We start from the raw sequence: 22729 nt of genomic DNA, 5'->3' as shown, positions 1-22729 counted from the left end.
ATCCCAGGGTCGGGCCGGGCGAGGCTCACGCGGAGCGAAGGGCCTCGGCGAGCTGGCGGCGGGAGGAAATGCCGAGCTTGGCGTAGATGCGGGACAGGTGGTATTCGACGGTCTTCTGGCTGACGTAGAGCTCCGCCGCGGCCGCCTGGTTCGTCCGTCCGCTCGCGATGAGGTGTGCCACGGACAGCTCGCGTTCCGTCAGCGCCGACAGCCGGCCGGGATCCTTCTCGAACGCCGTGAGCCCGCTCGCGGACAGATCGGCCTCGCACCGCCGGGCGAACGGCACGGCGCGCAACGTGCTGAAACGGCCGTGAGCCTTGTGGAGCCACGCTGCCGCCTCCCGGCGCGACGTGGAACCGGTGGCCAGGAGAAGCCTTCCGTAGGCCTGTTCCACAATGGCCCGGTGAAGGGGCCCGGTGTCGCCGTCCGCGTCGGCGGCGACGGCCTGCTCATAGATCGCGAGGGCGTCGTGCGGACGGCCCTGGGCTTCGGCGAGCCGACCGCCGAGTCCGGCGATGACGACCCCGAGATAGCCGTCGCCGTCGTAGGCCGCCCGCAGTTCACGCAGTGCCACCGCTGCGGCGTCCACCCGTCCGGTGCCGGTCAGCGCCTCGACGAGCAGCGACTGCTGCCACAGCCAGAAGGGCTTGTACCGCAGGCGGAACCGGCCGTCTTCGGCCGTCCCGTCGAGCAGCGGCCGGAGCGAGCGCAGCATGGCCCTGTGGTCGCCCCTGGCCTGGGCCACGGTCGCGGCCGCCAGGGCCGAGTAGACGATCTCGCCTGCCGAGTCGAGGGACTGCGCGATCCGCGCCAGGTCGTCGAGGTGCCGCTGCGCGATGTCCCACTCGCCCCGGCCGGCCTTGACGCAGACGGCCGCGAAACCGGCCGGGGCCTCACCCACCAGCTGGTCCTGGGACGACGCGACGGCCAGGGCCCGCTCCGCGGTGGACTCGCTCTCGTCCCAGTCACCGGCGACGTAGTGGACGACGGACAGAAGGGAGATCGTCAGGGGGCCGAACTTGGATCCGGCCCCCTGCTGGTCGCGTTGCGCCACGATCTGAAGATCGGCGCGCGCCGCGGAGAGCTCGCCCAGGAACAGACGCAGGACGCCGCGCGTGGCCAGCGTGTCGAGACTGTGGTTGCCCACCGTGGTGCCCTGGACCGGCAGATGCGCGAGGTCCCGCAGTGCCGCGCGCGGACCTTCGTGCCAGAGCCGGCCGGTCGCCAGGGCCGCGCGGGTGAAGTCGGTCGTCGCAGGGTCGAGATCGCCTGTCGCCAGGGTGCGGCGGGCGATCTCCACCGTCTCGGCGCCCCGCCCGCGCCAGAGCATGATGTTGGTCAGGAAGGTGCCGGCCAGTACGGCCACCCAGCCGGGCTTCGGGAGCGACAGAGCCTCCTGCCATGCCTGGGTGAGGTGCGCCTCGGCGGTGGCGAACCGGCCCGCCATCATGTCCAGGGTCCCCAGGACGCAGCTGCGCAGCGGCCCCGGCGAGCAGTCCTCCACCTGCTGCCGCAGGTTCGCGGCCCAGCCGGGCTGCATGGTGAGCAGCGACTGGGCACAGGCGGTGAGGAGCCGTCGTTCGCGGTCCGCGCGGTCGGCCGACAGAGACGATGCCCACAGGAGGCGGGTGGCGGCCACGGCGTTGCGCCCGCTCGCCGCCTCTTCCATTCCGGACCGGTCGAGCTCGTCGGAGAGCCGGGCGTCGGTGGTCGTGGCAGCCGCGACCCGATGGGCCCAACTGGCGGCCGTGCCCACGAGCGCAGCCGCGCCGGCGTGCAGAAGGCGACGCCGTTCGGGGGCGAGCGAGTCGTAGATCGTGTCGCGCTGGAGCGCGTGCACCAGGGCGACGGGGCTCTGGGGTTCCTTGGGCCACCACAGCGCGAGCCCGGCAGCCAGGGCAGGCCCGAGTGCGCGCGCCGGGTCCGGGAGGCCGGCGAGCCGGCCGGCCGCCGACAGCGGAACCTGCGCGTCCAGCACCGCCATCGCCTCCAGGAGGTCGCGGGACTCCTGTGGGAGACGGTCCAGTTGCGCCCTGATCCCGACCTGAAGCGATCGCGGGACGGGCCAGCGCTCCAACATGCCGTCTCGCAGCACCTCGGCGGGGATCTCCGCCAGCACGGTCCGGACGTACAGCGGGTGCCCCCGGGTGTAGGCGTGCAGCCGGTCGGCCAGGCCCGGCGCCAACCGGCCTTCGATCAGGGCCTGCGCCAGCTCCGCGATCTCGTCGCGGCCGAGCCCGCCCAGGTCGACCTTCACCGTCCGCTCCGACGAGCGCAGCAGCCTCTCCAGGATTTCGCCGGACGCTTCGGCTTCCGGCCGGGTGGCCAGAATCGTCAGGACCCGGTCCGCCCAGAGACGGCGCAGAACGAAGCCCAGCATCTGGACCGACAACCGGTCCGCCCACTGGACGTCGTCCACGATCACGGCGACGGGATTCCCGGACTCCTGCAACGCGCCCAGCAGGAGCAGCAACTGCCCGCCGACCACGTGCGGATTCGTCCCCGCGGGCGGGCTCTCGGCCAGCAGGGGGAACTGTTGCAGCACCGCTCGGTCCACATGCCGGGCCAGCTGTCCGATCACGCCGTACGGCAGGTCGGCCTCCGACGGGTCCCCGATCGCCCGGAGGACGGTGAAGTCGTCCAGCGCCGCGGCGAACCTGCGTACGAGGGCACTCTTGCCGATCCCGGCCTCACCCTCGATGACGGCCAGCCAGGAGTCACCTGCCCTGACCTTGTCCGCACAGTACCGAAGCCGGTCGGACTCACGCGCACGGCCGACGAACGACTCGTCCGCCACATCAGGGTCCACGTGCCCGAACCCTCCCAGTGCCAGTCGTGGCGGAGCGCCGTTTGTCACCTCCGACATGAACATTCTCGCCGGAAAACGAGCGGAAGGTCTCATGCGCTACGAAGTCAGAAAATCACACCGCCTGTGGCATGCGACGCGGGGGGACTGTGGACTTTCCCTGTTACGAAGCCTCCGGCGCCGGTGTTCTCCTGCTGCGACAGACAAGAACACATGTGGAGGCACCATGACGACACCGATCCCCGTCATCTTCATTCACGGCCTGTGGCTGCACGCCACGTCGTGGACCCCCTGGATCGAGATGTTCGGCGACGCGGGCTACGCGCCGTCCGCCCCCGGCTGGCCCGGCGACCCCGACACCGTGGCCGAGGCGCGCGAGAACCCCGAAAGCATCGCCGACCATGGCATCGACGACGTCGTGGAGCACTTCGCCGGGATCATCCGCACCCTGGACACCCCGCCGATCCTCGTCGGCCACTCCTTCGGCGGAATGATCGCGCAGAAGCTGCTCGGACAGGACCTGGCCCGCGCCGCCGTCGCGATCGACGCCGCGCAGATCAAGGGCGTCCTGCCGCTCCCGCTGTCCGCGCTGCGCGCCACGCTGCCGGTGTTCAAGAACCCCGCCAACAAGCACCGTGCGGTCTCGCTGACCGCCGAGCAGTTCCGGTTCGCGTTCGGCAACGCCATCTCCGAGGCCGAGTCGGACGCGCTGTATGAGCGATGGACGATCCCCGCGCCCGGCAAGCCGCTGTTCGAGGCGGCCGCCGCCAACTTCAACCCGCACTCACCGGCCAAGGTCGACACCGCCAACCAGGCACGCGGCCCGCTGCTGCTGATGACCGGCGGCAAGGACCACACCGTCCCGGAGACGGTCGTCCGCGCGACGCTCAAGCAGTACCGGCACTCTGACGCCGTCACCGACATCACCGCGTTCCCCGACCGGGGTCACTCGCTGACCATCGACGCGGGCTGGCGAGAGGTCGCCGACACCGCGCTGACCTGGCTGCGCCGGCAGTCCCTGTAGGACCGTTCCTCTTCCCCCTGGAGCCATCGATGAGACCTTCCCTCAGCTTGTTCAAACTGCGCAGTCTGGGACTGCTCGCCATGGCCGCGGCGGTCGGACTGACGTCCGTCGTCGTCACCGGACCGGTGAGCGCCGCTTCGCCGACGACCGCCCACTCCGTGAAAGAGGAGATGCCCGCCGGATTCTCCGAACACAAGGTGCAGGCCGGCTCGCTCGGCATCAACTACGTGATCGGCGGCCACGGACCGACTCTGGTCCTGATCCACGGATACCCGCAGACCTGGTACGAGTGGCGGCACATCATGCCGGCGCTGGCCGAGCATTACACGGTCATCGCCCCCGACCTGCCCGGCGCCGGACGCAGCGACGCCCCGGCGGCCGGCTACGACAAGAAGACGATGGCCGCGGAACTGCACGCGCTGCTGGTGCGACTCGGACGCGACAAGGATCTCCGCATCGTCGGGCACGACATCGGCACCATGGTCGCGTACTCGTATGCCGCCGCGCATCCGGCGGACGTGCGGAAACTGGTGCTCAGCGAGGCGCCGATCCCCGACCCCGGCATCTACTCCTACCCGTCACTGACCGCGGACGGTCCCGGCTTGTGGCACTTCGGCTTCTTCGCGCTCACCAACGGCCTGCCCGAAGACCTCATCACCGGCCGCGAGACGTCGTGGACCGGCAAATTCATCGAGAACCTCGAGGTCAAGCGGGGCGCCGTCACTCCGGACGAAATTTCGGTCTTCGCCGGCTACCTGCGGGACAAGGCGCACCTCGAAGCGAGCTTCGCGTGGTTCCGCACACTGCCGCAGGACATTAAGGACAACGCCGTCTACCGCAAGCACAAGCTCACCATGCCCGTCCTCGCGATCGGCGCTTCCGCGAGCCTCGGCTCCGCCGTGGCGGACCAGGTGAAGCGGTACGCGAAGAACGTCACCGGCGTCGTCGTCCCCGATTCCGGCCACTGGATCTACGAGGAACATCCCGACGAGATGACCCAGCGCCTGCTCACCTTCTTGAAGTAACCAGAAAGGCCACTTCCCCGTGAGTACGCGATTGTCCATTGGCGACCTTCGAGCGAACGTGACCGGCACCGTTCTCCTACCGGAGGACGAGGGCTACGCGGAGGAGCTTCGCACCTACAACCTGACAACGGTGCACGCGCCGTCCGTCGTGGTCGGCGCCGAGAACGCGGCCGACGTACAGGCCGCGGTGAAGTTCGCCGCGGCTCATCACCTGCCGGTCGCGGTGCTGGGCGCGGGTCACGGCAGCTCGGTGCCGTCGACGGGCTCGGTCCTGATCACGACGCGGCGCCTGAGCGGGCTGGCGATCGACGCGGGCGCTCGCACGGCCCGGGTCGAGGCGGGCGTCCGGTGGGGCGAGTTCATCGAGCAGGCAGCCAAGGTGGGTCTGGCGGGTCTGAACGGCTCGTCGCCGACGGTGACGGTCGTCTCCTACACCCTGGGCGGAGGTCTGGGGCCGTTCGGCCGCAAACACGGTTACGCCGCCGACCACGTCACCGCCCTGGAGGTCGTGACCGCGGACGGCCGGTTGCGCCGTGTCACCGCGGAATCCGAGCCCGACCTGTTCTGGGCGCTGCGCGGCGGGAAGGGCAACTTCGGGGTCGTGGTGGCGATCGAGTTCGACCTGTTCCCGATCCGCGGCTTCTACGGCGGCGGCATCTTCTTTCCCGGCGAGTTGTCGGGGAAGGTGCTGCACCTGTTCCGGGAGTGGACGGCCGACGTGCCGGAGGAGATGTCAGGCTCGGTCGGGTTGCTGCACCTCCCCGCGTTGCCGTTCGTGCCGGAACCGCTGCGCGACCGGCTGGTGGCCCATCTGCGGATCACGTACCTCGGAGACCCGGCGGAAGGCGAACGGCTGGTCGCGCCGTTCCGGGCACTGGGCGAGCCGATCATCGACGCGGTCGGCGAGATGCCGTACTCGGCGGTCGCGGCGGTGCACAACGACCCGATCGACCCGCTGCCGTTGTTCGAGCATGGCGCCCTCCTGAGCGAGTTGCCGGCCAAGGCGGTGGACGAGTTCCTCCGGCTGGCCGGCCCGGACGCGGCCTCGCCGTTGGTTCTGGCGGAGATCCGTCACATGGGCGGGGCGCTGGCCCGGCCGCCGGCGGTGCCGAACGCGGTCGGAAACCGCGACGCGACGCTCTACAACGTCTTCCTCGTGGCGGCGGGCGGCCCGCCCGACGCCACGGCTCTGCACGGCTACGAGCAGACGCTGATCGACGCCCTGGCACCGTGGTCGACCGGCCGCCGGTATCTGAACTTCATGTTCGGGGGCGACGCGGATCCGCGGACCGCGGCGCTGGCCTGGTCGGAGGAGGCATATCCGCGGCTACGCGAGATCAAGGGGCGGTACGACCCAGCGAACCTGTTCCGGATCAACCACAACATCCCGCCCCTCCGCTGACAAGGCGTCTACGCGCCTTCGGCGCCGCCGTCACCCGGTGTGGCGGCGGGCGCCCCGTGCGCTCTGAGGCGGGCGGCGAGCGCCGCCGCGGCTTCGGAGAGCCCGGACCAGCGCCGGCCGCACAACAGCAGGTTGCGCTTCGCCCAGGGATTCGTCAGGTCCACGATCCGCAGGTCGTAGGTACGCCGCCAACGGACGACCGCGCGCGCGGGAACCACGGCGATGCCGACGCCGGCCGCTACCGCGCCGCAGATCGCCTCCGTGGTCGGCAGATGCGCCCGGTAGCGAGGCCGGAGCCCGAGCGGCTGGGTCTGCCCGTTCAGATGCTCCTGCAACGGGTTTCCCTCGGTGTAGCCGACGAACGGGTGGCCGAGGCACTCGCTGAACGCGACATGAGCACGCGCGGCCAGAGCATGGCCTGGCCGTGTGATGACGACCAGCGGGTCGGGACGCAGCACCGCCCGTTCCAGCCGGCCCGAGTCCACGGTATCGGCGATGATCCCCAGTTCCGCCCGGCCGTCGGTGACGGCGGCGACGATCTCATGGCTCGGCCGCTCCTCCAGTTCCAGGTCGATGTCGGGATTGTCGGCCAGGAAGTCGACTATCACCGACGACACGAGCGTTTCGGTCGCCGAAGTGTTCGCCGAGATCACCAATGTGGACCGCAGGCCGTCAGAATAGCGGGACAATTCAGAACGCATTCGAGCAATCTGCCCAACGACCTCACGGGCATGGGCCACCAGGAGCCACCCTGCCGGTGACGGCACAACGCCACGGCGATGCCGGATCAGAAGCGGCGCCCCCAGAGCCTTCTCCATCGCGTTGATCCTCGCGCTGGCCGAAGCCAGCGACAGGTGCGACCGGTCCGCACCCCCGGTGATGCTGCCATGGTCCACCACCTGCAGGAACAGCTGGAGATCGGTCAGGTCGTACGCCATGGCCGAGACGCTACTCCCATCAGTCCCATCCCGAGGAGCCTCCGGCTCAGCCGAAGGGTCACTCCAAAAAAGACTCATTGTGAACTCGGGCCCAAACGCCCAGACTCTGAACGGCGGATATCCATCACTCCCCTCTTCGGAGGTATTGATGTCATCTCAGGTCGAGCCGGCCGAAGTTGCTGAAAGCCGCATCGCCACGGACTGGAGCCTGGACCAGTGGGCGGACCGGCTAATCGATCAGGCTGGATTCGGAGTCACCGTCCTCGACCGCCACGGAACGGTGATGTATTACAACAAGTGGGCTTCGGAGCACCTCGACCGGAAGCCCGAATACATCGGAAACGACGTCCGGAAGCGACATCGCCGAGCGGTGACCAATCCCCGTTTCGACGCCATGCTCCGGCTTTTCGAGGAAGGCCGCGTCGAGCCGGTAAGTTACGTCGCCAGGCCCTACGGAAGAACCACGATCCTGGTCACGGTCTCACCGATCCGGGTCGATGGCGAACTGGTCGGTTTCTCTCAGGTCGTGCTTCTCAAGGACGAAATACAGGAGCTCTGCGCGCGGTTCGACGAGTCGGGACGCGAATCCTTCGAAAGGGAAATGCTGCCTGATACTCCAGCTGTAGCTCGGGATCCCGCTGCCGGCCAGTGCTCCAGCCGTAGAGCCTGATAGACGTGTCGTCGCCGGCGGACCAGCACAGCAGGTCGGTCGTGCTACGGGCGGTGCGGACAAGCACCCGCCCCACCGTGGGTTTGGGCTTGGCTCCCGTTCGGGGATGCGCCTGCGCCTCGGACGTTCCCAGCAGGGCGCCCGTCGCGACCGCGCGTTCCCGGCGTCCGGGCCCCGAACCTCCCGCACTGGCAGACGTGGCGAGCTCTACTCACGGGGCTCGTGCGGTAAGCCTTCCCGCTGGATCCCCTACATGCTGCCGCGACGTGCTTAGTGGTCGGCTCCGGAAGTCCTTCGGGCGTCGACTTCGCATCCAGCGGTGTGCGTGTCACCACGTCAGCTGTCAGGGGTGACGATGAGCCCACCCGCGAGCAGCGTCAACGGCACCAAGAGAACGCGAAGAGCCGCCTCGCGGCGCGATCACCAGGCCGCGGCCACGGTCATCGGCCCACGGCGGTCACCGCGGCTGCTGTTCCGCGATGACCGCCCAGTCGTCCGCCCCGCGACCGTCGGCGATGGCCTGATCGAAGACCGTCCGCAGGAGTTCACCGATCGGGAGCGGAATGTCGTGGTCGTTCGCTGCGTCGAGCGCGAGGTGGAGGTCCTTGCGGCCCAGGACTGTGGTGAATCCGGGCGGCTGGTAGCGCCGTTCGGCAATCATCGACCCGTAGCCGGCGTAGACGGCTCCCGGGAAGAGTGTCGAGGTCAGCAGTTCGACGAACTGCCCCGAGTCGACACCGGCGCCTTCCGCGAGGCTGACAGCCTCGCCCAGCGACTGGATCGCACAGGCGATCAGGTAGTTACCGAGGATCTTCACGATGTTGGCCTGCTCGGGACGATCGCCGAGTCGCCAGGTCCGCGAGCCGATCACGTCGAAGAGCGGCTGCACGCGGTCGATCAGCCCCTGCTCGCCCGCCGCGAGGATGTTGAGTGCTCCGGCTTCGGCGACCGGAACACGGCCGAAGACTGGTGCCGCGACGTACCCGACTCCATGCTCAGCGTGCGCTGCGCCGGCCCGGCGAGCCAGGCCGGCGCTCACCGTCGCGAGGTTGACGTGAACGGTCCCGCCCGGGGCCTGAGCGAGAACACCGGAGTCGATGAACGTCTCGGCGACGGCCCGGTCATCGGCCAGGACCGAGAGGACCACCGACGAGTGCATGGCCTCTGCGACCGAGGCGGCTCGACGGGCACCCGCCGCGACAAGCTCGTCCGCGGGCCTGTCGGAGCGGTTCCACACCACGACGTCGTACCCGGCCCTCAGGAGGTTGCGTGCGATGGGCCGCCCCATTGCTCCCAGACCGATGACCGCGATGTCACTCCTGGAGAACCCTCTCTGTGAACCGCCTCAGGCAGTTCCACGATGTCATGGAGGTACGATTGCGTCGAACCGGCTGAGACGGTTCGAAAGGTGCTGTCGCTCACTGCGGAGGCTGGAATGACCGAGGACGTACGTCGTGTGTTCCGAATGGACAACGAGGTCCTGGCGTTCCGGTTCACTGCCACCGTCAGCGATCGAGCCGGCATGGCGCCGCGAGAGCGGCTGACTGACCCCGCACGACTGAAGATGTGGCTGCAGGCCACAGGGCTTGACGCCGCGGACGTGTCGCTGACCGATCTGAAGGACGCCGTCGAGCTGCGCGAGGCGATCTACCGCATCGGGTCGGCGATCGCCGCAGGTGAACAGCCCGATTCGAAGGATGTCCGCACTCTCAACACGGTCGCGGCCGCTGGGCACGCGAAGGCCGCGCTCAAAGGCGATCTCGCAGGATGGCACCTGACCGAGACGACGCCTGTCGGTGACGCCCTCGGGGTCCTGGCCACGGATGCCATCCACATCCTCGGGGGCCCCCACCGCAGCCGCATCAAGAACTGCGAGGGCCCCGGATGCGCGGGGCTCTTCCTTGACACCAGCCGCGGAGCCAACCGCCGTTGGTGTTCCATGAACACCTGCGGCAACAAGGTCAAGAAGGCACGACTCGCCGAGAGCTGACCCAGCAGCCGCGATCAGGCCCGGCAAGCCCGACCACCCGCGCATTAACGGACAGGACACCGTCCGACCACCGGCTACCTCTCGATCGGCCCTCGTCTCATGCCCGTTGCCCTGGCCCGCCCGACAGCGCCGACCGCCGCCGAGCGCAAGCGGCTGAAGAAGATGGCCTACAGGCACAAGACCGAGTATCGGTTGCGCTTGCGCGCGCAGGGCGTCCTGCACGCGGCGCGCGGCGCTCCAACGCTCGCGTCGCCCGTGAGACGGGCACCATGGAGCGGGGCATCGCCACGTTCGTGTCAGCCTCCACTGTGCGTCGCCGGCTGGCCCAGGATTCGATCAAGCCCTGGCAGCACCGCTCCTGGATCTTCATCGCGGACCCCGACTTCCGCGCCAAGGCCGAATGCGTGACAAAGCAGATCACCCCTTCGCCTTCATCCCCCGGAGGGGGCTTCCAGCCATCCATGATTGCGGCGTCTCGATAGAAGGAGCAGGCGGGGCCGCGTCGGTGGGTGCGGGCGGGACTGCGTCGGCGGGCCAGGGGCGGGCGTTCAGGGCCTCGAGGGCCTGGCGGGCCATGGCTAGCTTCTCGTAGACGAACAGGACCGGGTGGCCGGCGGCCATCGTGACCGCGATGCGCAGGGCGGCCTGCGGTCCTTCGGCGGTGGCGAGGCCAATGCCGGGCCGGGCCCGGCGCATGGCCGCGGTGATCAGGCCGGTCATCTCACCGGGCCGGCGGCCGCGCTTGTCGGCGTCCTCGTAGACGACGACCCGGCCGAACCACGCGGCGACGGCCTCGGCCGAGCGGGCCACCAGGTCGTCGCGGCGGTCGCCGGGCAGCGTGATCGCGGCAACGGGCTCGCCGCCCCACACATCGTTGATCATGCGGCCGGTCGCGTCGAGCGCTGCGGCGTTGTGGCCGTAGTCCAGGATCACCGGGCCGCCGCCGGCCATGTAGACGTTGCCGCGCCCCGGGTTCGACTCGCCCGGCGTGAACGTGCCCAGTGCGCGCCGGATGTCCTTGACGCTGACCCCGAGCCCACGGCAGGCCGCCACCGCGGCCAGCGCGTTCGCGATCACGTGCGGGGCGAGCCCGCCGAACGCGCCGGGCAGCTCGGCCACGGCGAGCAGCGCCCGCTCCCGGTCCGTATCGAACTCGACCAGCTCGCCGTTGCGAAGCTCGTAGGCCAGGCCGCCCGCCTGCCGGTGCCGTTCGATGACCGGGTTGCCGTTCACCAGGCTGAAATACCTGATCACGGACGCGTGCCTGTGCACCCGCGGCCGGTCGGCGAGCGCGGCGACCACCGGGTCGTCGGCGTTCAGCACCACGGTCCCGCCCTCGCGAACCTCCTCGGCGACCAGCGCCTTTACCTCGACCAGCTCATCGAGATCTTCCACGCCGTCCGCGCCCAGGTGGTCGGCGGTGATGTTGGTGACCACGGCCACGTCGGCCTGGTCGTAGCCGAGCCCACCGCGGATGATCCCGCCGCGCGCCGTCTCCAGCACCGCGGCATCGATGCTGGTGTCGTCGAGCACCATGTCCGCGGACCGCGGGCCCGAGGCGTCGGCGTCGTAGACCAGCCGGCCGCCGGAGTAGACCCCGTCCGTGGTGGACATCCCCACCCGCATCCCGGCCTTGCTCAGGATGTGGCCGATCATGCGGACCGTCGTGGTCTTCCCGTTGGTCCCGGTGACCGCGACGACCGGGACCCGAGATGGAGCGCCGGGTGGGTACAGGCTGTCGATCACCGCGCCGGCCACGTCCCGCGGCGCCCCCTCGGCCGGGAACAGGTGCATCCGCAGCCCCGGGCACGCGTTGATCTCGATCACAGCCCCGGGCTCAGCCCCGCCGTGACCTGCCGCGCCGCACGGCATCGGTGCCGCGATGTCGGCCAGCCGCATGTCGATGCCACAGATGTCTAGGCCGACCACGGCCGCGGCCCGGCGGCACACGTCGGCCACGTCCTCGTGCACCAGGTCGGTCACGTCGCGGCTGGTTCCGCCGGTGGACAGGTTCGCGTTCCGGCGCAGGGTCACGAGCCGGCCGCGGGCCGGGACCGACGCCGGGCCCAGGCCCTGGGTCTCCAGGTGCGCGAGCGCGCGCTCGTCCAATTTGATCTTGGTCAGCTCTCGGGAGTGGCCCTCGCCCCGGCGGGGGTCGGCATTCACCACGTCGACGAGTTGGGCGATGTCCGAAACACCATCCCCGGTCACCGACGCCGGCCGCAGCTCGGCCGCGGCCACCACCTGGCCGTCGACCACCAGCACCCGGTAGTCGGTGCCGGGCACGAACTTCTCCACGATCGCGCCCTCGCCGTCGGCCGCCGCCTGGGCGTATGCGGCGACCGCGGCCGCGGCGGTGGTCACGCCGACGGTCACGTTGGCACCGTGGTTGCCGCGGAGCGGCTTGATCACGACCGGCCCACCGAGCCGGCCCAGCGCTCCGGCGGCGTCGGCCGCGCTCCAGGCCACCACCCCATCGGGCACCGGGATGCCCGCGCCGGCCAGCAGCTGCTTGGCCAGCATCTTGTCGGCCGCGATGTCCACACCGATCACCGACGTCTGCTCGGTCGCCGCGGCCCACACCAGCCGGCGATAGCGCCCGTAGCCGAGCCGCAGCATGCTCAGCTGACCGACCCGGCGGACCGGTATTCCCCGGCTACGGGCCGCGCCCGCGAGCGCGGCCGTACTCACGCCGAGGCGCTCCCGCTCCACGACCCGAGCGATCCTGGCCAGTTCGAGCGGCAGGTCGGGCATGCGTTCAAGAAGAATGCGCTTGACCGTGGTGATGGCCAGTTCCAGCAGCTCGGCAGGCACCGAGGACTGCGCGGGCTCGTCCTGCGGGCACTCGGTCATCACGTCGTAGCGGCCGTCGGCGCCGGCCCACATGGTCCGGCCCAGATACACGTCGCGGCCCACCAGGCTGGACAGCTCCAGCGCCACGTGCTCGGTGACGTGGCCGAAGTAGGTGCCCCTGGCCATCGCCTCCAGGAACCCGCCCGGACGCCCGGCCGCGCAGTGGTGCTCGGCCAGCCCGGGTAGGGTCGCGGTCAGCCGGCCGGCGAAGCCCGGGTACTCGGTGGTCTTCCGGTCGGTCAGCTCCTCGAGCTCGAGCCGCGCGACGATGACCGGCCGGGTGCTGAATGAGTTAGGTCCGCTCAGGTGACGCAGGTCGTCGAGACGCACGTGACACTCCCCAAGGGTTGGGCGGATGGGCGGGCCGGCGGTGGTCAGTACCGGTCGTGCGCGGGCCCGATGGTGGCCTCGCGGGTCGCGATGTCGAAGACGCACCCGGCGGGCAGCAGGTGCAGCCGGACACCGGACAGGGTGATCGGGTCTTCGTCCCCGGCGGCGTGGATGACCGTGGCGTTCCGCCCGTCAGCCACCGTGGCCACGCCGGTGCCGAGCACCTCGAAGCGGGTGCCGTCGACCAGGATCCCGGTGTTCTCGCCGATGCCGACGCCCAGGTACTCCAGGTCGAGCGCCATGGCGCTGAGCAGCCGGGGAAGCCGGGCGCGCTCGCTGAAGTGCGTGTCGATGATGAGCGCCTTCGGGAGCAGGCCGAGCCCGGGGCCGGTGCGGACCGTGGCGGCGGACACGCCGGGGCCTTCGCCGCCGAGGATCATCGTGCGGCCCATGGCGGTGGCGCCGGCGCTGGTCCCGGCGATGACCGCGCCGCCTGCGCGCAGCCGGCCGCGCAAGATCTCGTTGGCCCGCGTGCCGACCAGGGCGCGCAGCCGCGACTGGTCGCCGCCGGAGAAGAACACGCCCGTGGCGTCGTCGAGGAGCTTGGCCGCGGCTTCGCCGTCGGCGTCGGAGCGCCCGCGCAGCCGAAGTTCCCTGGTGCCCACGCCGAGCTTGCGGAACACCCGCTCGTAGTCGGCGTGCACCTCCTCGGGCGCCCCGGTGGCCGTAGTGACCAGCACGATCCGGGCCGCCTCGCCGCCAGACAGCTCTACGAACCGCTCGAGCAGGCCGGAACCGCGGCACTCGGCGCCCCCGATGATAAGCAGGTGGCCCAGATAGCCGGGCTTATCCCCTTCGTCCGCGTCCATGCTCCCTCCTCGACCAGAGGTTACCCTTAGTTATCAAATATCAACCGAGAGCAACTAGTGTGGCCCCGTATGGTCCGGTTTGAGAGCGCGGATGCTCGCGTTACTCGGAGCACAGGGCGCCGCGGACGTGCCGGCCGCGCCCCGGGGCCCGGAGTGCTGCCTGGACAGCTCCTCGGGCAGCTACAGCCCAACCTGCCCGCACCACACCTCCATACGCGCCCTGGTTGACTGTTGCGGCACTTCTACGCGGTTCGGAAGCGTGCCCGGGCTGGAGACGTCCCGATTTCACGACATCCGGTACACCGCCGTCTCGCTCCTCCTCGATCTGGGCGTGCCTCCGCACGTGATCCGCGAGATCGTCGGAGACAGCGCCATAGAGGTCACAAATGGACGTGTATGAAGGCACCCCAGAAGTTCGATCGTCACGGACTCGTCCTCGTCGGTCACCTCGACATAGAGGTCTTCGGCATCAAGACACTGCCCGAGGATCCGATTGTCCTCGTGGATCAGGAGATACTTCGGCCGGAGACATTCCACAGTCATCGCACTGTCCCAATAGTCCGCGACGTTGCTGTCAGCGTTGCTGTCACTGGAAATCAAAAACGCCCCGGAGCATAATCGCTCGGGGCGTTTGGGCTGTTCGATGATGGTGGTCAGGGGCAGGGTCGAACTGCCGACCTTCCGCTTTTCAGGCGGACGCTCGTACCAACTGAGCTACCTGACCTCGGCGGCTGCCGCCGTACGCGGTCCTGACGGGACTTGAACCCGCGACCTCCACCTTGACAGGGTGGCGAGCACTCCAAACTGCTCTACAGGACCTTTATGTCCGGGGGGCTTTCGCTCCCCGTGTTGTTCGGCTTGCCTAGCTTACCAGCTTCCGGGAGGTCTTCGACCTTCCGTCATCCGGTGCGCTCGACGCGCTCCACGTGCCCCCAACGGGATTCGAACCCGTGCCGCCGCCTTGAAAGGGCGGTGTCCTAGGCCGCTAGACGATGGGGGCTCAAGGCTTTCGCCCTGTTCCGTGACGCCTTCCGTCGGAGACCTCTGAAGCATAGGGGACGTTTGCCCCTGATGCCAAAGCGACCGGCGACGGCGAGCCGCTGCCGGTTGCCGTCGGCGACGGCGCCAGCGGCGACTCGGGAAAAATTGTACGGCCAGGGTCCGGCTCGATATGACGCTCACACTGGATCCACTGCTCGCCGAGGCCGCCGACGGTGATGTCGTCCCAGGCCTCCAGGCGGTGGCTGCTCTTGCCGAAGTAGAGCACCGAGGCGGTCAGCGGGGTCGGCTCGTCGTGTTCCAGGCCGCGCAGGCCGGCGCCGCCGGTGGATCCCTGGATCATCAGGCGGGTGCCCGAGGGCAGCAGCTCGGTGGACCGCGCGTGGACGTGCCCGCTCAGCACCAGCGGCGCATACCCGGACAGGCCCCGGCCGACGGTCGGGTCGTGGACGGCCACGATGTCAGCAGCGATCTTGTCCGGGGCCGAGGTGGAGGCGGACCTGGGCCACTCCCGCGGCGTCAGCTTGGCCGCGTTGGCCCGGCCGAGGTCGAGGAGGCTCTTGCTCTCGTCGCCCTCCGCCTGCACGGATTTGTCGGGCGTGAACCTCGGGTCGCCGATGCCGTAGATGCTCAGCCCCTTGACCGTGGCGGCGGCGCCGTCCAGCACGACCGCGTTCTTCTGCTTCCCGACCGCTCGCTGGGTCGTCAGGGAGTCGTGGTTGCCGCGCACGTAGACGTACGGCACGTCGAGCGAGCCGATCTCCTTGACGAACTCGTTCTCGGCCTTCGTCCCATGGTCGCTGATGTCGCCGGTGTCGATAATGAAGTCGACCTTGAACTGATCCTTCAGCGACTTGATCACGTTCCAGCCCAGCGGGTTGATGTGCAGGTCGGAGACGTGCAGCACGCGGATGGTGCCCGGATCCGGGTCGAAGATCGGCAGGCTGGACCCCGCCTCGTACAGCTGCGACACGTTGGTCACCAGCTTGGCGAGCTGACCGCGATATTCGGAGAACTTGGTCACGATCGACTGCGCGCTGCCGACCAGGGACGGCACGCCCGTGAGCAGCCCGGTGTACCGGGGCTCGGCGATCGAACGGGGGTTGAACGTCAGCGCGGAGACGCCACCGAGGACGACGACCATCGCCAGCGAGCCCGCCGCTGTCCAGGCCGCCCGTGACAGCCGCCGGAAGGCGACCAGGCCGGTGAGGAACCCGGCGACGACGGCGAACAGCGCCGCGCGCAGGGCGAGATTCCGCAGCCCGGAGATGACGTCGGCCTCGATGGTCGTCGGCAGCCGGTCGGCCCACCGGGGGTTCTTGAGTATCTCCTCGGCGACCTCCGGATGGACCGCCTCGATCGTCATGTCGAGCCGCAGCGGGCCGTGGTGGCTGTCGAAGCTGAGCGTCCCGAGGGGCCGTACGTCGATGACGGTCTCCCCGCTCCAGGACGGGGCCAGGGACATCCCGATGTCGGCGGGCCCGACCGGCGTCTCCACCTGGGCGCCGAATGCCAGCCCGAGCCATCCGCCGACCCCCGCCGCCAGCACGACCGCGAGCACGCGAGCGGACAGACGGGCGGGCCGACTGCCGACCGTCCTGTGGGCGAACATCCTCAACCGCGAGTTATCCATCCCTTCCTGACTACCCGAAGATGCGACCTCTGTGGTTACCGGACCACGGTGTTCCGGTTACCGACCGTCGGGCTGGGCCTCCAGACGTGCCCGCATTCCAGACAAAATCAGCGCTAAACCGTGCTCGAAGGACGCGTCCGTCTGCGGGCCTTTGGTCTCGGCCATGACCGCGCGCACGTTCGGGTACGGCGCGAGGCTCTCCAGTGCCTCCTCGAACAGGGCCGGGTCGCTCGTTCCCCGCTCCTGGTCGGACTGCTCCTCAAGGACGAATCCGCCGAGGAAGCTCGCGAGCGTGCCGAGACCCCACATCGCGTCCGTACGGGTGAATCCGGCCCGCAGCAGCGATTCCAGGATGGTCTCGACGGTCTGCAGCGTGGCCGTGCCGGGGTGGGTGCCGGCGGCGAGGCGCGCGGTGTCGCGGTGCGACTTGAACGCGCGGCGCTGGCCCCTGCACCACTCCGCCAGCCACTCCTCCCACGACTCCCCCTCGGCGAGCGGCCGCAACGGCTCCTGTACGGAGATCGCCTCGGCCATCTCGTCCAGCAGTTCCTGCTTGTTCTTGAAGTGCCAATAGAGGGCGGGGGCCTGCACGCCCAGCTCGGTCGCGAGTCTGCGCAGGGTCAGCTTCTCCAGCCCCACCTCGTCCAGGAGCCGGATGGCGGTCCTGACGATCGTGTCCCGTTCCAGTGCCACGGTTGACAGCTTAACGCCGTTCAATGCATCCTTAACGTTGTTAAATTTAACCGCGTTAAGGAGATGCCGTGATCCATGCGGAAGGAGTACGCAAGCGGTTCGGCACGACCGAGGCGCTGCGGGGCGTCGACCTCGACGTGCCGCGCGGCTCGGTGTGCGGCCTGCTTGGGCCCAACGGCGCGGGCAAGACGACGATGGTGCGCGTCCTGACGACGCTGCTGCGCCCCGACGGCGGCTCGGCCCGGGTGGCCGGCTGCGACGTGGCCGGGGACGCAGAACGGCTCCGTTACCGCATCGGCCTCGCCGGCCAGCACGCGGCACTGGACGAGCTGCTGACCGGACGCCGCAACCTGGAGCTGTTCGGCCGGCTCTACCACCTGCCCCGTCGTACGGCCCGCCGCAGGGCCGAGGAGCTGCTGGACCGGTTCGGCCTGACCGAGGCGGCGAACCGTCCGGTGCGGACGTATTCCGGCGGCATGCGGCGCAGGCTCGACCTGGCCGCCAGCCTGATCGTCTCCCCGCCGGTGCTGTTCATGGACGAGCCGACCACCGGCCTCGACCCCCGCAGCCGTCTCGCGCTGTGGGACGAGCTGCGCGCGCTCGTCGCCGAGGGAACGACCCTGCTGCTCACCACGCAGTACCTCGACGAGGCCGACCACCTGGCCGACCGCATCGCCGTCATGGACGCCGGGCGGGTGGTCGCGGCCGGGTCGCCGTCCGCGCTCAAGGCGAAGGTGGGGGGCGACCGGGTGAGCATCGCCTTCCGCGACGCCGCGGATCTGGCTCCCGGCGTCGAGGCCGTGCGCGGAGTGCTCCCGGGCGAGCCCGAGATCGACGCCGCCGAGCGGCGGCTCGTCGTGCCCGTCTCGGACGGCGCCGCCTCTCTGGTCAGGGTTGCCGCGGCCCTCGGCGCCGCCGGGGTCGGCGTGGAGGACCTGGGGCTGCGCCGGCCGACGCTGGACGAGGTGTTCCTGGCGCTCACGGACGCGCCCGCCAAAGAGCCCACCAAGGAGAAGGAGGCCGCATGATCACCCTGGAACCCCCCGCGACGAGGGCGCAACGGCTGCGCTGGGCCCTGAGCGACACGTTCGTCATCGCGGGCCGCAGCTACTCCCAGCTGCGCACCCAGCCCGGCCAGATCGCCGCCGAGCTGGTCGCTCCGGTCATCATGACCATCCTGTTCGGATACGTCTTCGGCAGCGCGATCCGCCTGCCCGGCGGGGGCGACTACCGGAACTACCTGATGCCCGGAATCTTCATGCAGGTCATGGCACTGTCCGCGGTCGCCGCCGCCACGTCGGTCGCCGAGGACATGGCGCGCGGCATCATCGACCGCTTCCGCGCCCAGCCCATCGCGCGCGCCGCCGTACTGGCCGGGCGGAGCTTGGCGGACCTGTCCAAGGACTGGCTGTCGCTCGCCACCATGAGCGTGTGCGGCCTGCTGATCGCGGGATGGCGTCCGCACGGCACCCCTCTGGGGACACTCGCCGGCTTCGCGCTGCTCGCCCTGTTCGGGTACGCGATGATCTGGCTGGGCACGTACATCGGGCTGTTCGTGAAGAACGGCGCGCAGGCGGACGCCGCGACGTTCGGCTGGCTGTTCCCGATGACCTTCCTGGCCAACGCGTTCGTGCCACTGGAGGGCCTGCCCGGGTGGCTGCGGGCGATCGCGGACTGGAACCCGATGAGCGCCGTCGTCTCGGCCGCCCGGGAGCTGTTCGGCAACCCCGGCTCGGCCGCCGCCTCCTGGCCTCTCCAGCACCCTGTGACGGCGGCGCTGTGCTGGTCGCTGCTGATCATCGCGGTGTTCGCACCGCTCGCCGTACGGCGCTACCGCACGGCCGCCTCGCGATGACACGATGAGACGGTGATCGACGTCCCGCTGAAGAGGTTCGAAGAGCTCGTGGCCGAGGCGCTCGACACGATCCCCCCGGATCTGGCCAAGGTCATGGACAACGTCGTGCTCGTGGTGGTGGACGACCCGCCCGAGCCCGGTCTGCTGGGGCTCTACACCGGCATTCCGCTGACCGAGCGGGGCGACTGGTATGCAGGGGTTCTCCCGGATCGCATCGAGATCTACCGGAACCCGACGCTGGAGATCTGCGAAACCGAGGACGACGTGGTCGAGGAGGTCCGCGTCACCGTCGTCCACGAGATCGCGCACCACTTCGGCATCGACGACGAACGACTGCACGAGCTCGGCTGGTGACGGCCGTGTCTCCTGGCGCCTCCACTCGTCGGCGTCTCCCCTCGTCGGCGTCTCCCCTCGTCGACGTTTCCCTCGTCCGCGTTTTCCCCTCGTCGGTGTTTCCCCTCGTCAGGACGGCGATACGCGTTCGCGGGCCGCGAAATGGGACCGTCAGCGGGTTGCAAAACTCGCATCCGGCGGGCACTGTAAGTGACATGTTGACCACGGATTGTCAGATCCAGTCGCCGCGGCGTACACCGGCGGACATGGCCGGCGGAGCGACCACTGCGGAGTGAGATGGCGGCCACCAAGCCCGGCAGGCTGTCCGGCCGGCACCGCCGTTCCCCTGAGGTGCGGACCACCTATCGGGAGGTCGCCGCGATCCCCGAGTTCCGGGCCCTGTGGCTCGGACAGGGCATGTCACTGCTCGGCGACCAGCTCGCCCAGGTGGCGCTCGCGGTGCTGGTCTACAGCCGGACCGCCTCGCCGCTGGCGACGGCCGCCGTCTACGCGCTGACCTACCTGCCGCCCATCCTCGGCGGGCCCCTGCTGGCCGGGCTCGCCGACCGGTACCCGCGCAGGCGGGTCATGCTCTGGTGTGACGTGCTGCGCGCCCTGATGCTCGCCGCGATGGCCCTGCCCGCCACACCGTTCCCCGTGCTGTGCGCGCTGGTCTTCTGCGTGGTGCTGCTCGGCGCGCCGTTCTCGGCCGCCCGCGCGGCGCTGCTGCCGGAGGTCCTTGAACGCGATCGGTACGTCGTGGGGTCGGCCCTGCAGAACGTGACCAACCAGGCCGTGCAGATGCTCGGGTTCGCCGCCGGGGGCGCGGCGATCGCGGTGCTCGGGCCCTACCGGGCGCTGGCGCTGGACTGCGCGACGTTCCTCGGATCGGCCCTGGTGATCGTCGCGGGGGTGCGGCACCGCCCCGCGCCATTGCGGGAGGACGGCGAGCGTCCGTCCATCTGGCGGATGACGCTGTCCGGCACGCGCCTGGTGTTCGGCGAGCGGCGGCTGCGCACGCTCGTGCTGTTCGCCTGGCTGTGCGGGTTCTACGTGATCCCCGAGGGCCTCGCGGTTCCGTACGCCGCGGCGCTCGCCGACGGGAGGCTGGCCGTCCCGGTGATCACGGGCCTGCTGATGGCGGCGATGCCGATGGGCATGGTTATCGGCGCGTTCTTCTTCGGGCGGTTCGTCACACCGTCCGGACGGCTGCGGAGCATGGGCTGGCTGGCCATGCTGACCTGCGCGCCGCTCGTTCTGTGCGTGATGCGGCCACCGCTGGAGGGTGTGCTCGCCCTGTGGGTGCTGTCCGGCGTCGGCGCGGCCTACCAGCTCGCGGCCAACGCGGCCTTCGTCCAGTGCGTTCCGGCGTCGGGGCGGGCCGCGGCGTTCGGGCTGGTGCAGTCGGGCCTGCTGGCCGTCCAGGGCGTCGGCATCCTCGTCGGAGGCGCCGCCGCCCAGCGGCTCGGCCCAGAGGCTGTCGTCACACTGGCGGGAGTGGCCGGGCTGTGCGCCGCGGCCGTGCTCGCCATGCTCTGGACCGAGTCGCGCAGGGAGATCATCGCCAAGGTCCGGGCCGCCACGACCTGAGTCAGGCCTGCGGACCCTGGTTCTGGGAGTCGCCGTCGGAGGGCCGGCCGTACGGGTGCTGCTCGTAGCCGGAGGCCTGCGGGGCCTGAGGGGCCTGCGGCGGGTAGGGGGTGCCGGTGGGGCGGCCGCCCTGGTTCCAGCCCTGCTGGACGTTGTCCCACTTGGCCTTGGCGTCCTGCCAGACGTGGCCGTCCTTGTTCTTGTCGATGAGGTCCTGGACGATGGAGGTGTTCTTGCCCTCCTCGGGGAGGAGAAGCCAGGCGACGGCGTAGACGCCGACGCCGAGGCCGCCGAAGAAGCTCGCGACGGCGAGCCCGAGGCGCAGGATGTTGGCGTCGATGCCGGTGTACTCGGAGACGCCCGAGCACACCCCGGCGACGATCCTGCCGTTCCGAGTGCGGCGGAGCTGCTTGACCGAACCGTTGGTGTTCATCTCGTTCATACCTCCACAGTGCCTCTCCGGGGGATGGGCGCACATCGGGATTCCCCCTGGCCCTACCCCGAGAGCGCCCGGATACCCTGACGCCATGGACGACCTCCTCGCGCTCGACGACCAGCTCGACCCTGAGCACCGCATGGTCAGGGACTCCGTAAGGGAACTCGTCTCCGGCAAGGTCCTTCCCCATGTCGGCGAGTGGTTCGAGCAGGGCACGTTCCCCGCCCGCGAACTCGCCCCGGCCCTGGGATCGCTCGGCCTCCTCGGCATGCACCTCCAGGGGTACGGCTGCGCCGGGCTCGACGCCGTCTCGTACGGCGTGGCCTGCCGCGAGCTCGAGGCGGGCGACTCCGGCCTGCGGTCGTTCGTGTCCGTGCAGGGGTCTCTGGCGATGTTCCCCATCTGGAAGTACGGCTCGGACGCGCAGAAGGAGGAGTGGCTGCCCCGGCTGGCGTCAGGGGAGGCCATCGGCTGCTTCGGCCTGACCGAGCCCGACCACGGGTCCGACCCCGCCGGCATGCGCACCACCGCCAAGCAGGACCCGTCCGGCGACTGGATCCTGAACGGCGCCAAGATGTGGATCACCAACGGCTCGATCGCCGACGTGGCCGTCGTGTGGGCGCGCACCGACGAGGGCATCCGTGGCTTCGTCGTCCCCACCTCGGCCCCCGGCTTCTCGTCCGCCGAGATCCACCGCAAGCTGTCGCTGCGGGCCTCGGTCACGGCCTCCCTGTACTTCGACGACGTACGGCTGCCCGCCTCCGCGGTGCTGCCTGGCGTCTCGGGGCTGAAGGGCCCGCTGTCGTGCCTCACGGAGGCGCGGTACGGCATCCTGTGGGGCGTGGTCGGGGCCGGCCGGGCCTGCCTGGAGGCGGCCGTGGACTACGCCACCACGCGGGTGCAGTTCGGCAAGCCGATCGGCGCGTTCCAGCTCACCCAGGAGAAGCTGGCCTGGATGGCGGTCTCACTCGGCCAGGCCGGGCTCACCGCCCTTCACCTCGGCCGGCTCAAGGACGCTGGGAAGCTGAAGCCGACCCAGGTCAGCTTCGGCAAGCTGGCCAACGTCCGGGCCGCGCTCGACATCGCCCGCGAGGCGCGTACGGTGCTCGGCGCCAACGGGGTCACGTTGGAGTATCCGGTCATCAGGCACATGAACAACCTGGAGTCCGTGCTCACGTACGAGGGCACCCAGGAAGTGCATCTACTCACTCTGGGCAAGGCGCTCACGGGCCTCGACGCCTTCCGCTGACGCCGCTGTTCACCGCGATCAGGGACAATCGCGT

19 protein-coding genes and 3 tRNA genes are annotated in these 22729 nt (G+C 69.9%); 10 read left to right on the top strand and 12 right to left on the bottom strand.

Annotation, left to right across the window (positions count from 1 at the left end; translation table 11 throughout):
• Nucleotides 1-25 precede the first annotated feature (25 nt).
• Nucleotides 26-2866: an ATP-binding protein gene (locus FLX07_RS27405; RefSeq protein ID WP_142574563.1), complete on the bottom strand. Its 2841-nt coding sequence runs from the start codon at nucleotides 2864-2866 to the stop codon at nucleotides 26-28.
• 166 nt (nucleotides 2867-3032) lie between these two features.
• Between FLX07_RS27405 and FLX07_RS27400 the strand changes: the two genes are divergently transcribed.
• From FLX07_RS27400 to FLX07_RS27390, 3 genes are read left to right on the top strand one after another with little or no spacing between them, the layout of a single operon-like run.
• Nucleotides 3033-3830, top strand: a complete 798-nt coding sequence (locus FLX07_RS27400) for an alpha/beta hydrolase (RefSeq protein ID WP_142574562.1) — start codon at nucleotides 3033-3035, stop codon at nucleotides 3828-3830.
• Nucleotides 3831-3859: 29 nt separating this feature from the next.
• Nucleotides 3860-4855, top strand: coding sequence for an alpha/beta fold hydrolase (locus FLX07_RS27395; protein ID WP_142574561.1), 996 nt, complete (start codon nucleotides 3860-3862; stop codon nucleotides 4853-4855).
• 58 nt (nucleotides 4856-4913) lie between these two features.
• Nucleotides 4914-6257 (top strand): FAD-binding oxidoreductase, encoded by a 1344-nt coding sequence (locus FLX07_RS27390; protein WP_229689909.1) that lies wholly within the window; start codon nucleotides 4914-4916, stop codon nucleotides 6255-6257.
• A gap of 8 nt (nucleotides 6258-6265) precedes the next feature.
• On the opposite strand, the gene FLX07_RS27385 is transcribed toward FLX07_RS27390, so the two are convergent.
• Nucleotides 6266-7195 carry a LysR family transcriptional regulator gene (locus FLX07_RS27385; RefSeq protein WP_167748408.1) on the bottom strand — a complete coding sequence of 310 codons (930 nt, stop codon included), beginning with the start codon at nucleotides 7193-7195 and terminating at the stop codon, nucleotides 6266-6268.
• Between the two features lie 148 nt (nucleotides 7196-7343).
• On the opposite strand from FLX07_RS27385, the gene FLX07_RS27380 reads away from it, so the two are divergent.
• On the top strand, nucleotides 7344-7865 hold the full coding sequence (locus FLX07_RS27380; protein WP_142574559.1) for a transcriptional regulator: 522 nt from the start codon (nucleotides 7344-7346) through the stop codon (nucleotides 7863-7865).
• A 457-nt stretch (nucleotides 7866-8322) separates the two neighbouring features.
• Here the strand turns inward: FLX07_RS27380 and FLX07_RS38740 are convergent, their stop codons facing one another.
• Nucleotides 8323-9177, bottom strand: a complete 855-nt coding sequence (locus tag FLX07_RS38740) for an NAD(P)-dependent oxidoreductase (RefSeq protein ID WP_373292624.1) — start codon at nucleotides 9175-9177, stop codon at nucleotides 8323-8325.
• A 123-nt stretch (nucleotides 9178-9300) separates the two neighbouring features.
• Between FLX07_RS38740 and FLX07_RS27370 the strand changes: the two genes are divergently transcribed.
• Nucleotides 9301-9855, top strand: coding sequence for a CGNR zinc finger domain-containing protein (locus FLX07_RS27370; RefSeq protein WP_142574557.1), 555 nt, complete (start codon nucleotides 9301-9303; stop codon nucleotides 9853-9855).
• A 417-nt stretch (nucleotides 9856-10272) separates the two neighbouring features.
• Here FLX07_RS27370 and cphA read toward each other — a convergent pair whose 3' ends face one another.
• From cphA to FLX07_RS27325, 8 genes are all read right to left on the bottom strand, one after another.
• Entirely contained in the window at nucleotides 10273-13038 is a 2766-nt protein-coding gene (gene cphA, locus FLX07_RS27360; protein WP_167748407.1) for a cyanophycin synthetase, read from the bottom strand.
• Nucleotides 13039-13082: 44 nt separating this feature from the next.
• Complete coding sequence (locus tag FLX07_RS27355; protein WP_142574554.1) at nucleotides 13083-13907, bottom strand: cyanophycinase; 825 nt, start codon at nucleotides 13905-13907, stop codon at nucleotides 13083-13085.
• Between the two features lie 285 nt (nucleotides 13908-14192).
• Nucleotides 14193-14450, bottom strand: coding sequence for a hypothetical protein (locus FLX07_RS36690; protein WP_167748398.1), 258 nt, complete (start codon nucleotides 14448-14450; stop codon nucleotides 14193-14195).
• A 104-nt stretch (nucleotides 14451-14554) separates the two neighbouring features.
• Nucleotides 14555-14631 (bottom strand) — tRNA-Phe (locus tag FLX07_RS27345).
• 20 nt (nucleotides 14632-14651) lie between these two features.
• Nucleotides 14652-14726: transfer RNA gene (locus FLX07_RS27340), tRNA-Asp, on the bottom strand.
• Nucleotides 14727-14834: 108 nt separating this feature from the next.
• A tRNA-Glu gene (locus tag FLX07_RS27335) sits at nucleotides 14835-14907 on the bottom strand.
• Entirely contained in the window at nucleotides 14908-16518 is a 1611-nt protein-coding gene (locus tag FLX07_RS27330; RefSeq protein ID WP_223854024.1) for a metallophosphoesterase family protein, read from the bottom strand.
• Between the two features lie 78 nt (nucleotides 16519-16596).
• A complete protein-coding gene (locus FLX07_RS27325) occupies nucleotides 16597-17232 on the bottom strand; it encodes a TetR/AcrR family transcriptional regulator C-terminal domain-containing protein (protein ID WP_167748406.1) in 636 nt (211 codons plus the stop codon).
• Between the two features lie 68 nt (nucleotides 17233-17300).
• On the opposite strand from FLX07_RS27325, the gene FLX07_RS27320 reads away from it, so the two are divergent.
• The 4 genes from FLX07_RS27320 (at nucleotide 17301) to FLX07_RS27305 (ending at nucleotide 21010) form a co-directional block, all read left to right on the top strand.
• Complete coding sequence (locus tag FLX07_RS27320) at nucleotides 17301-18260, top strand: ATP-binding cassette domain-containing protein (protein ID WP_142574550.1); 960 nt, start codon at nucleotides 17301-17303, stop codon at nucleotides 18258-18260.
• On the top strand, nucleotides 18257-19087 hold the full coding sequence (locus tag FLX07_RS27315) for an ABC transporter permease (RefSeq protein WP_142574549.1): 831 nt from the start codon (nucleotides 18257-18259) through the stop codon (nucleotides 19085-19087). Before FLX07_RS27320 ends, FLX07_RS27315 begins: the two co-directional genes overlap by 4 nt.
• Before the next feature lie 12 nt (nucleotides 19088-19099).
• Nucleotides 19100-19441, top strand: a complete 342-nt coding sequence (locus FLX07_RS27310; protein WP_142574548.1) for a metallopeptidase family protein — start codon at nucleotides 19100-19102, stop codon at nucleotides 19439-19441.
• 276 nt (nucleotides 19442-19717) lie between these two features.
• A complete protein-coding gene (locus FLX07_RS27305) occupies nucleotides 19718-21010 on the top strand; it encodes an MFS transporter (RefSeq protein WP_142574547.1) in 1293 nt (430 codons plus the stop codon).
• 1 nt (nucleotide 21011) lies between these two features.
• Here the strand turns inward: FLX07_RS27305 and FLX07_RS27300 are convergent, their stop codons facing one another.
• The gene (locus FLX07_RS27300; protein WP_142574546.1) at nucleotides 21012-21452 is read right to left on the bottom strand and encodes a PspC domain-containing protein; all 441 of its coding nucleotides are present in this window, start codon (nucleotides 21450-21452) and stop codon (nucleotides 21012-21014) included.
• Between the two features lie 85 nt (nucleotides 21453-21537).
• Here FLX07_RS27300 and FLX07_RS27295 point away from each other — a divergent pair, with 85 nt between their 5' ends.
• A complete protein-coding gene (locus FLX07_RS27295) occupies nucleotides 21538-22695 on the top strand; it encodes an acyl-CoA dehydrogenase family protein (RefSeq protein ID WP_142574545.1) in 1158 nt (385 codons plus the stop codon).
• Nucleotides 22696-22729 lie beyond the last annotated feature (34 nt).

The sequence above is a fragment of the Microbispora bryophytorum genome (genome assembly GCF_006874465.1).
Classification (GTDB): Bacteria; Actinomycetota; Actinomycetes; order Streptosporangiales; family Streptosporangiaceae; genus Microbispora; species Microbispora bryophytorum.
This window is presented reverse-complemented; position numbering and strand designations above follow the sequence as displayed.

Excerpts from the sequence above, each read along its gene's own strand:
- FLX07_RS27330 (WP_223854024.1), bottom strand. The coding sequence starts at position 16,518 with ATGTTCGCCCACAGGACGGTCGGCAGTCGGCCCGCCCGTCTGTCCGCT.
- FLX07_RS27385 (WP_167748408.1), bottom strand. The coding sequence starts at position 7,195 with ATGGCGTACGACCTGACCGATCTCCAGCTGTTCCTGCAGGTGGTGGAC.
- FLX07_RS27295 (WP_142574545.1), top strand. The coding sequence starts at position 21,538 with ATGGACGACCTCCTCGCGCTCGACGACCAGCTCGACCCTGAGCACCGC.
- FLX07_RS27300 (WP_142574546.1), bottom strand. The coding sequence starts at position 21,452 with ATGAACGAGATGAACACCAACGGTTCGGTCAAGCAGCTCCGCCGCACT.
- FLX07_RS27380 (WP_142574559.1), top strand. The coding sequence starts at position 7,344 with ATGTCATCTCAGGTCGAGCCGGCCGAAGTTGCTGAAAGCCGCATCGCC.
- FLX07_RS27395 (WP_142574561.1), top strand. The coding sequence starts at position 3,860 with ATGAGACCTTCCCTCAGCTTGTTCAAACTGCGCAGTCTGGGACTGCTC.
- FLX07_RS27355 (WP_142574554.1), bottom strand. The coding sequence starts at position 13,907 with ATGGACGCGGACGAAGGGGATAAGCCCGGCTATCTGGGCCACCTGCTT.
- FLX07_RS27315 (WP_142574549.1), top strand. The coding sequence starts at position 18,257 with ATGATCACCCTGGAACCCCCCGCGACGAGGGCGCAACGGCTGCGCTGG.
- FLX07_RS36690 (WP_167748398.1), bottom strand. The coding sequence starts at position 14,450 with ATGACTGTGGAATGTCTCCGGCCGAAGTATCTCCTGATCCACGAGGAC.
- FLX07_RS27305 (WP_142574547.1), top strand. The coding sequence starts at position 19,718 with ATGGCGGCCACCAAGCCCGGCAGGCTGTCCGGCCGGCACCGCCGTTCC.
- FLX07_RS27370 (WP_142574557.1), top strand. The coding sequence starts at position 9,301 with ATGACCGAGGACGTACGTCGTGTGTTCCGAATGGACAACGAGGTCCTG.
- FLX07_RS27400 (WP_142574562.1), top strand. The coding sequence starts at position 3,033 with ATGACGACACCGATCCCCGTCATCTTCATTCACGGCCTGTGGCTGCAC.
- FLX07_RS27405 (WP_142574563.1), bottom strand. The coding sequence starts at position 2,866 with ATGTCGGAGGTGACAAACGGCGCTCCGCCACGACTGGCACTGGGAGGG.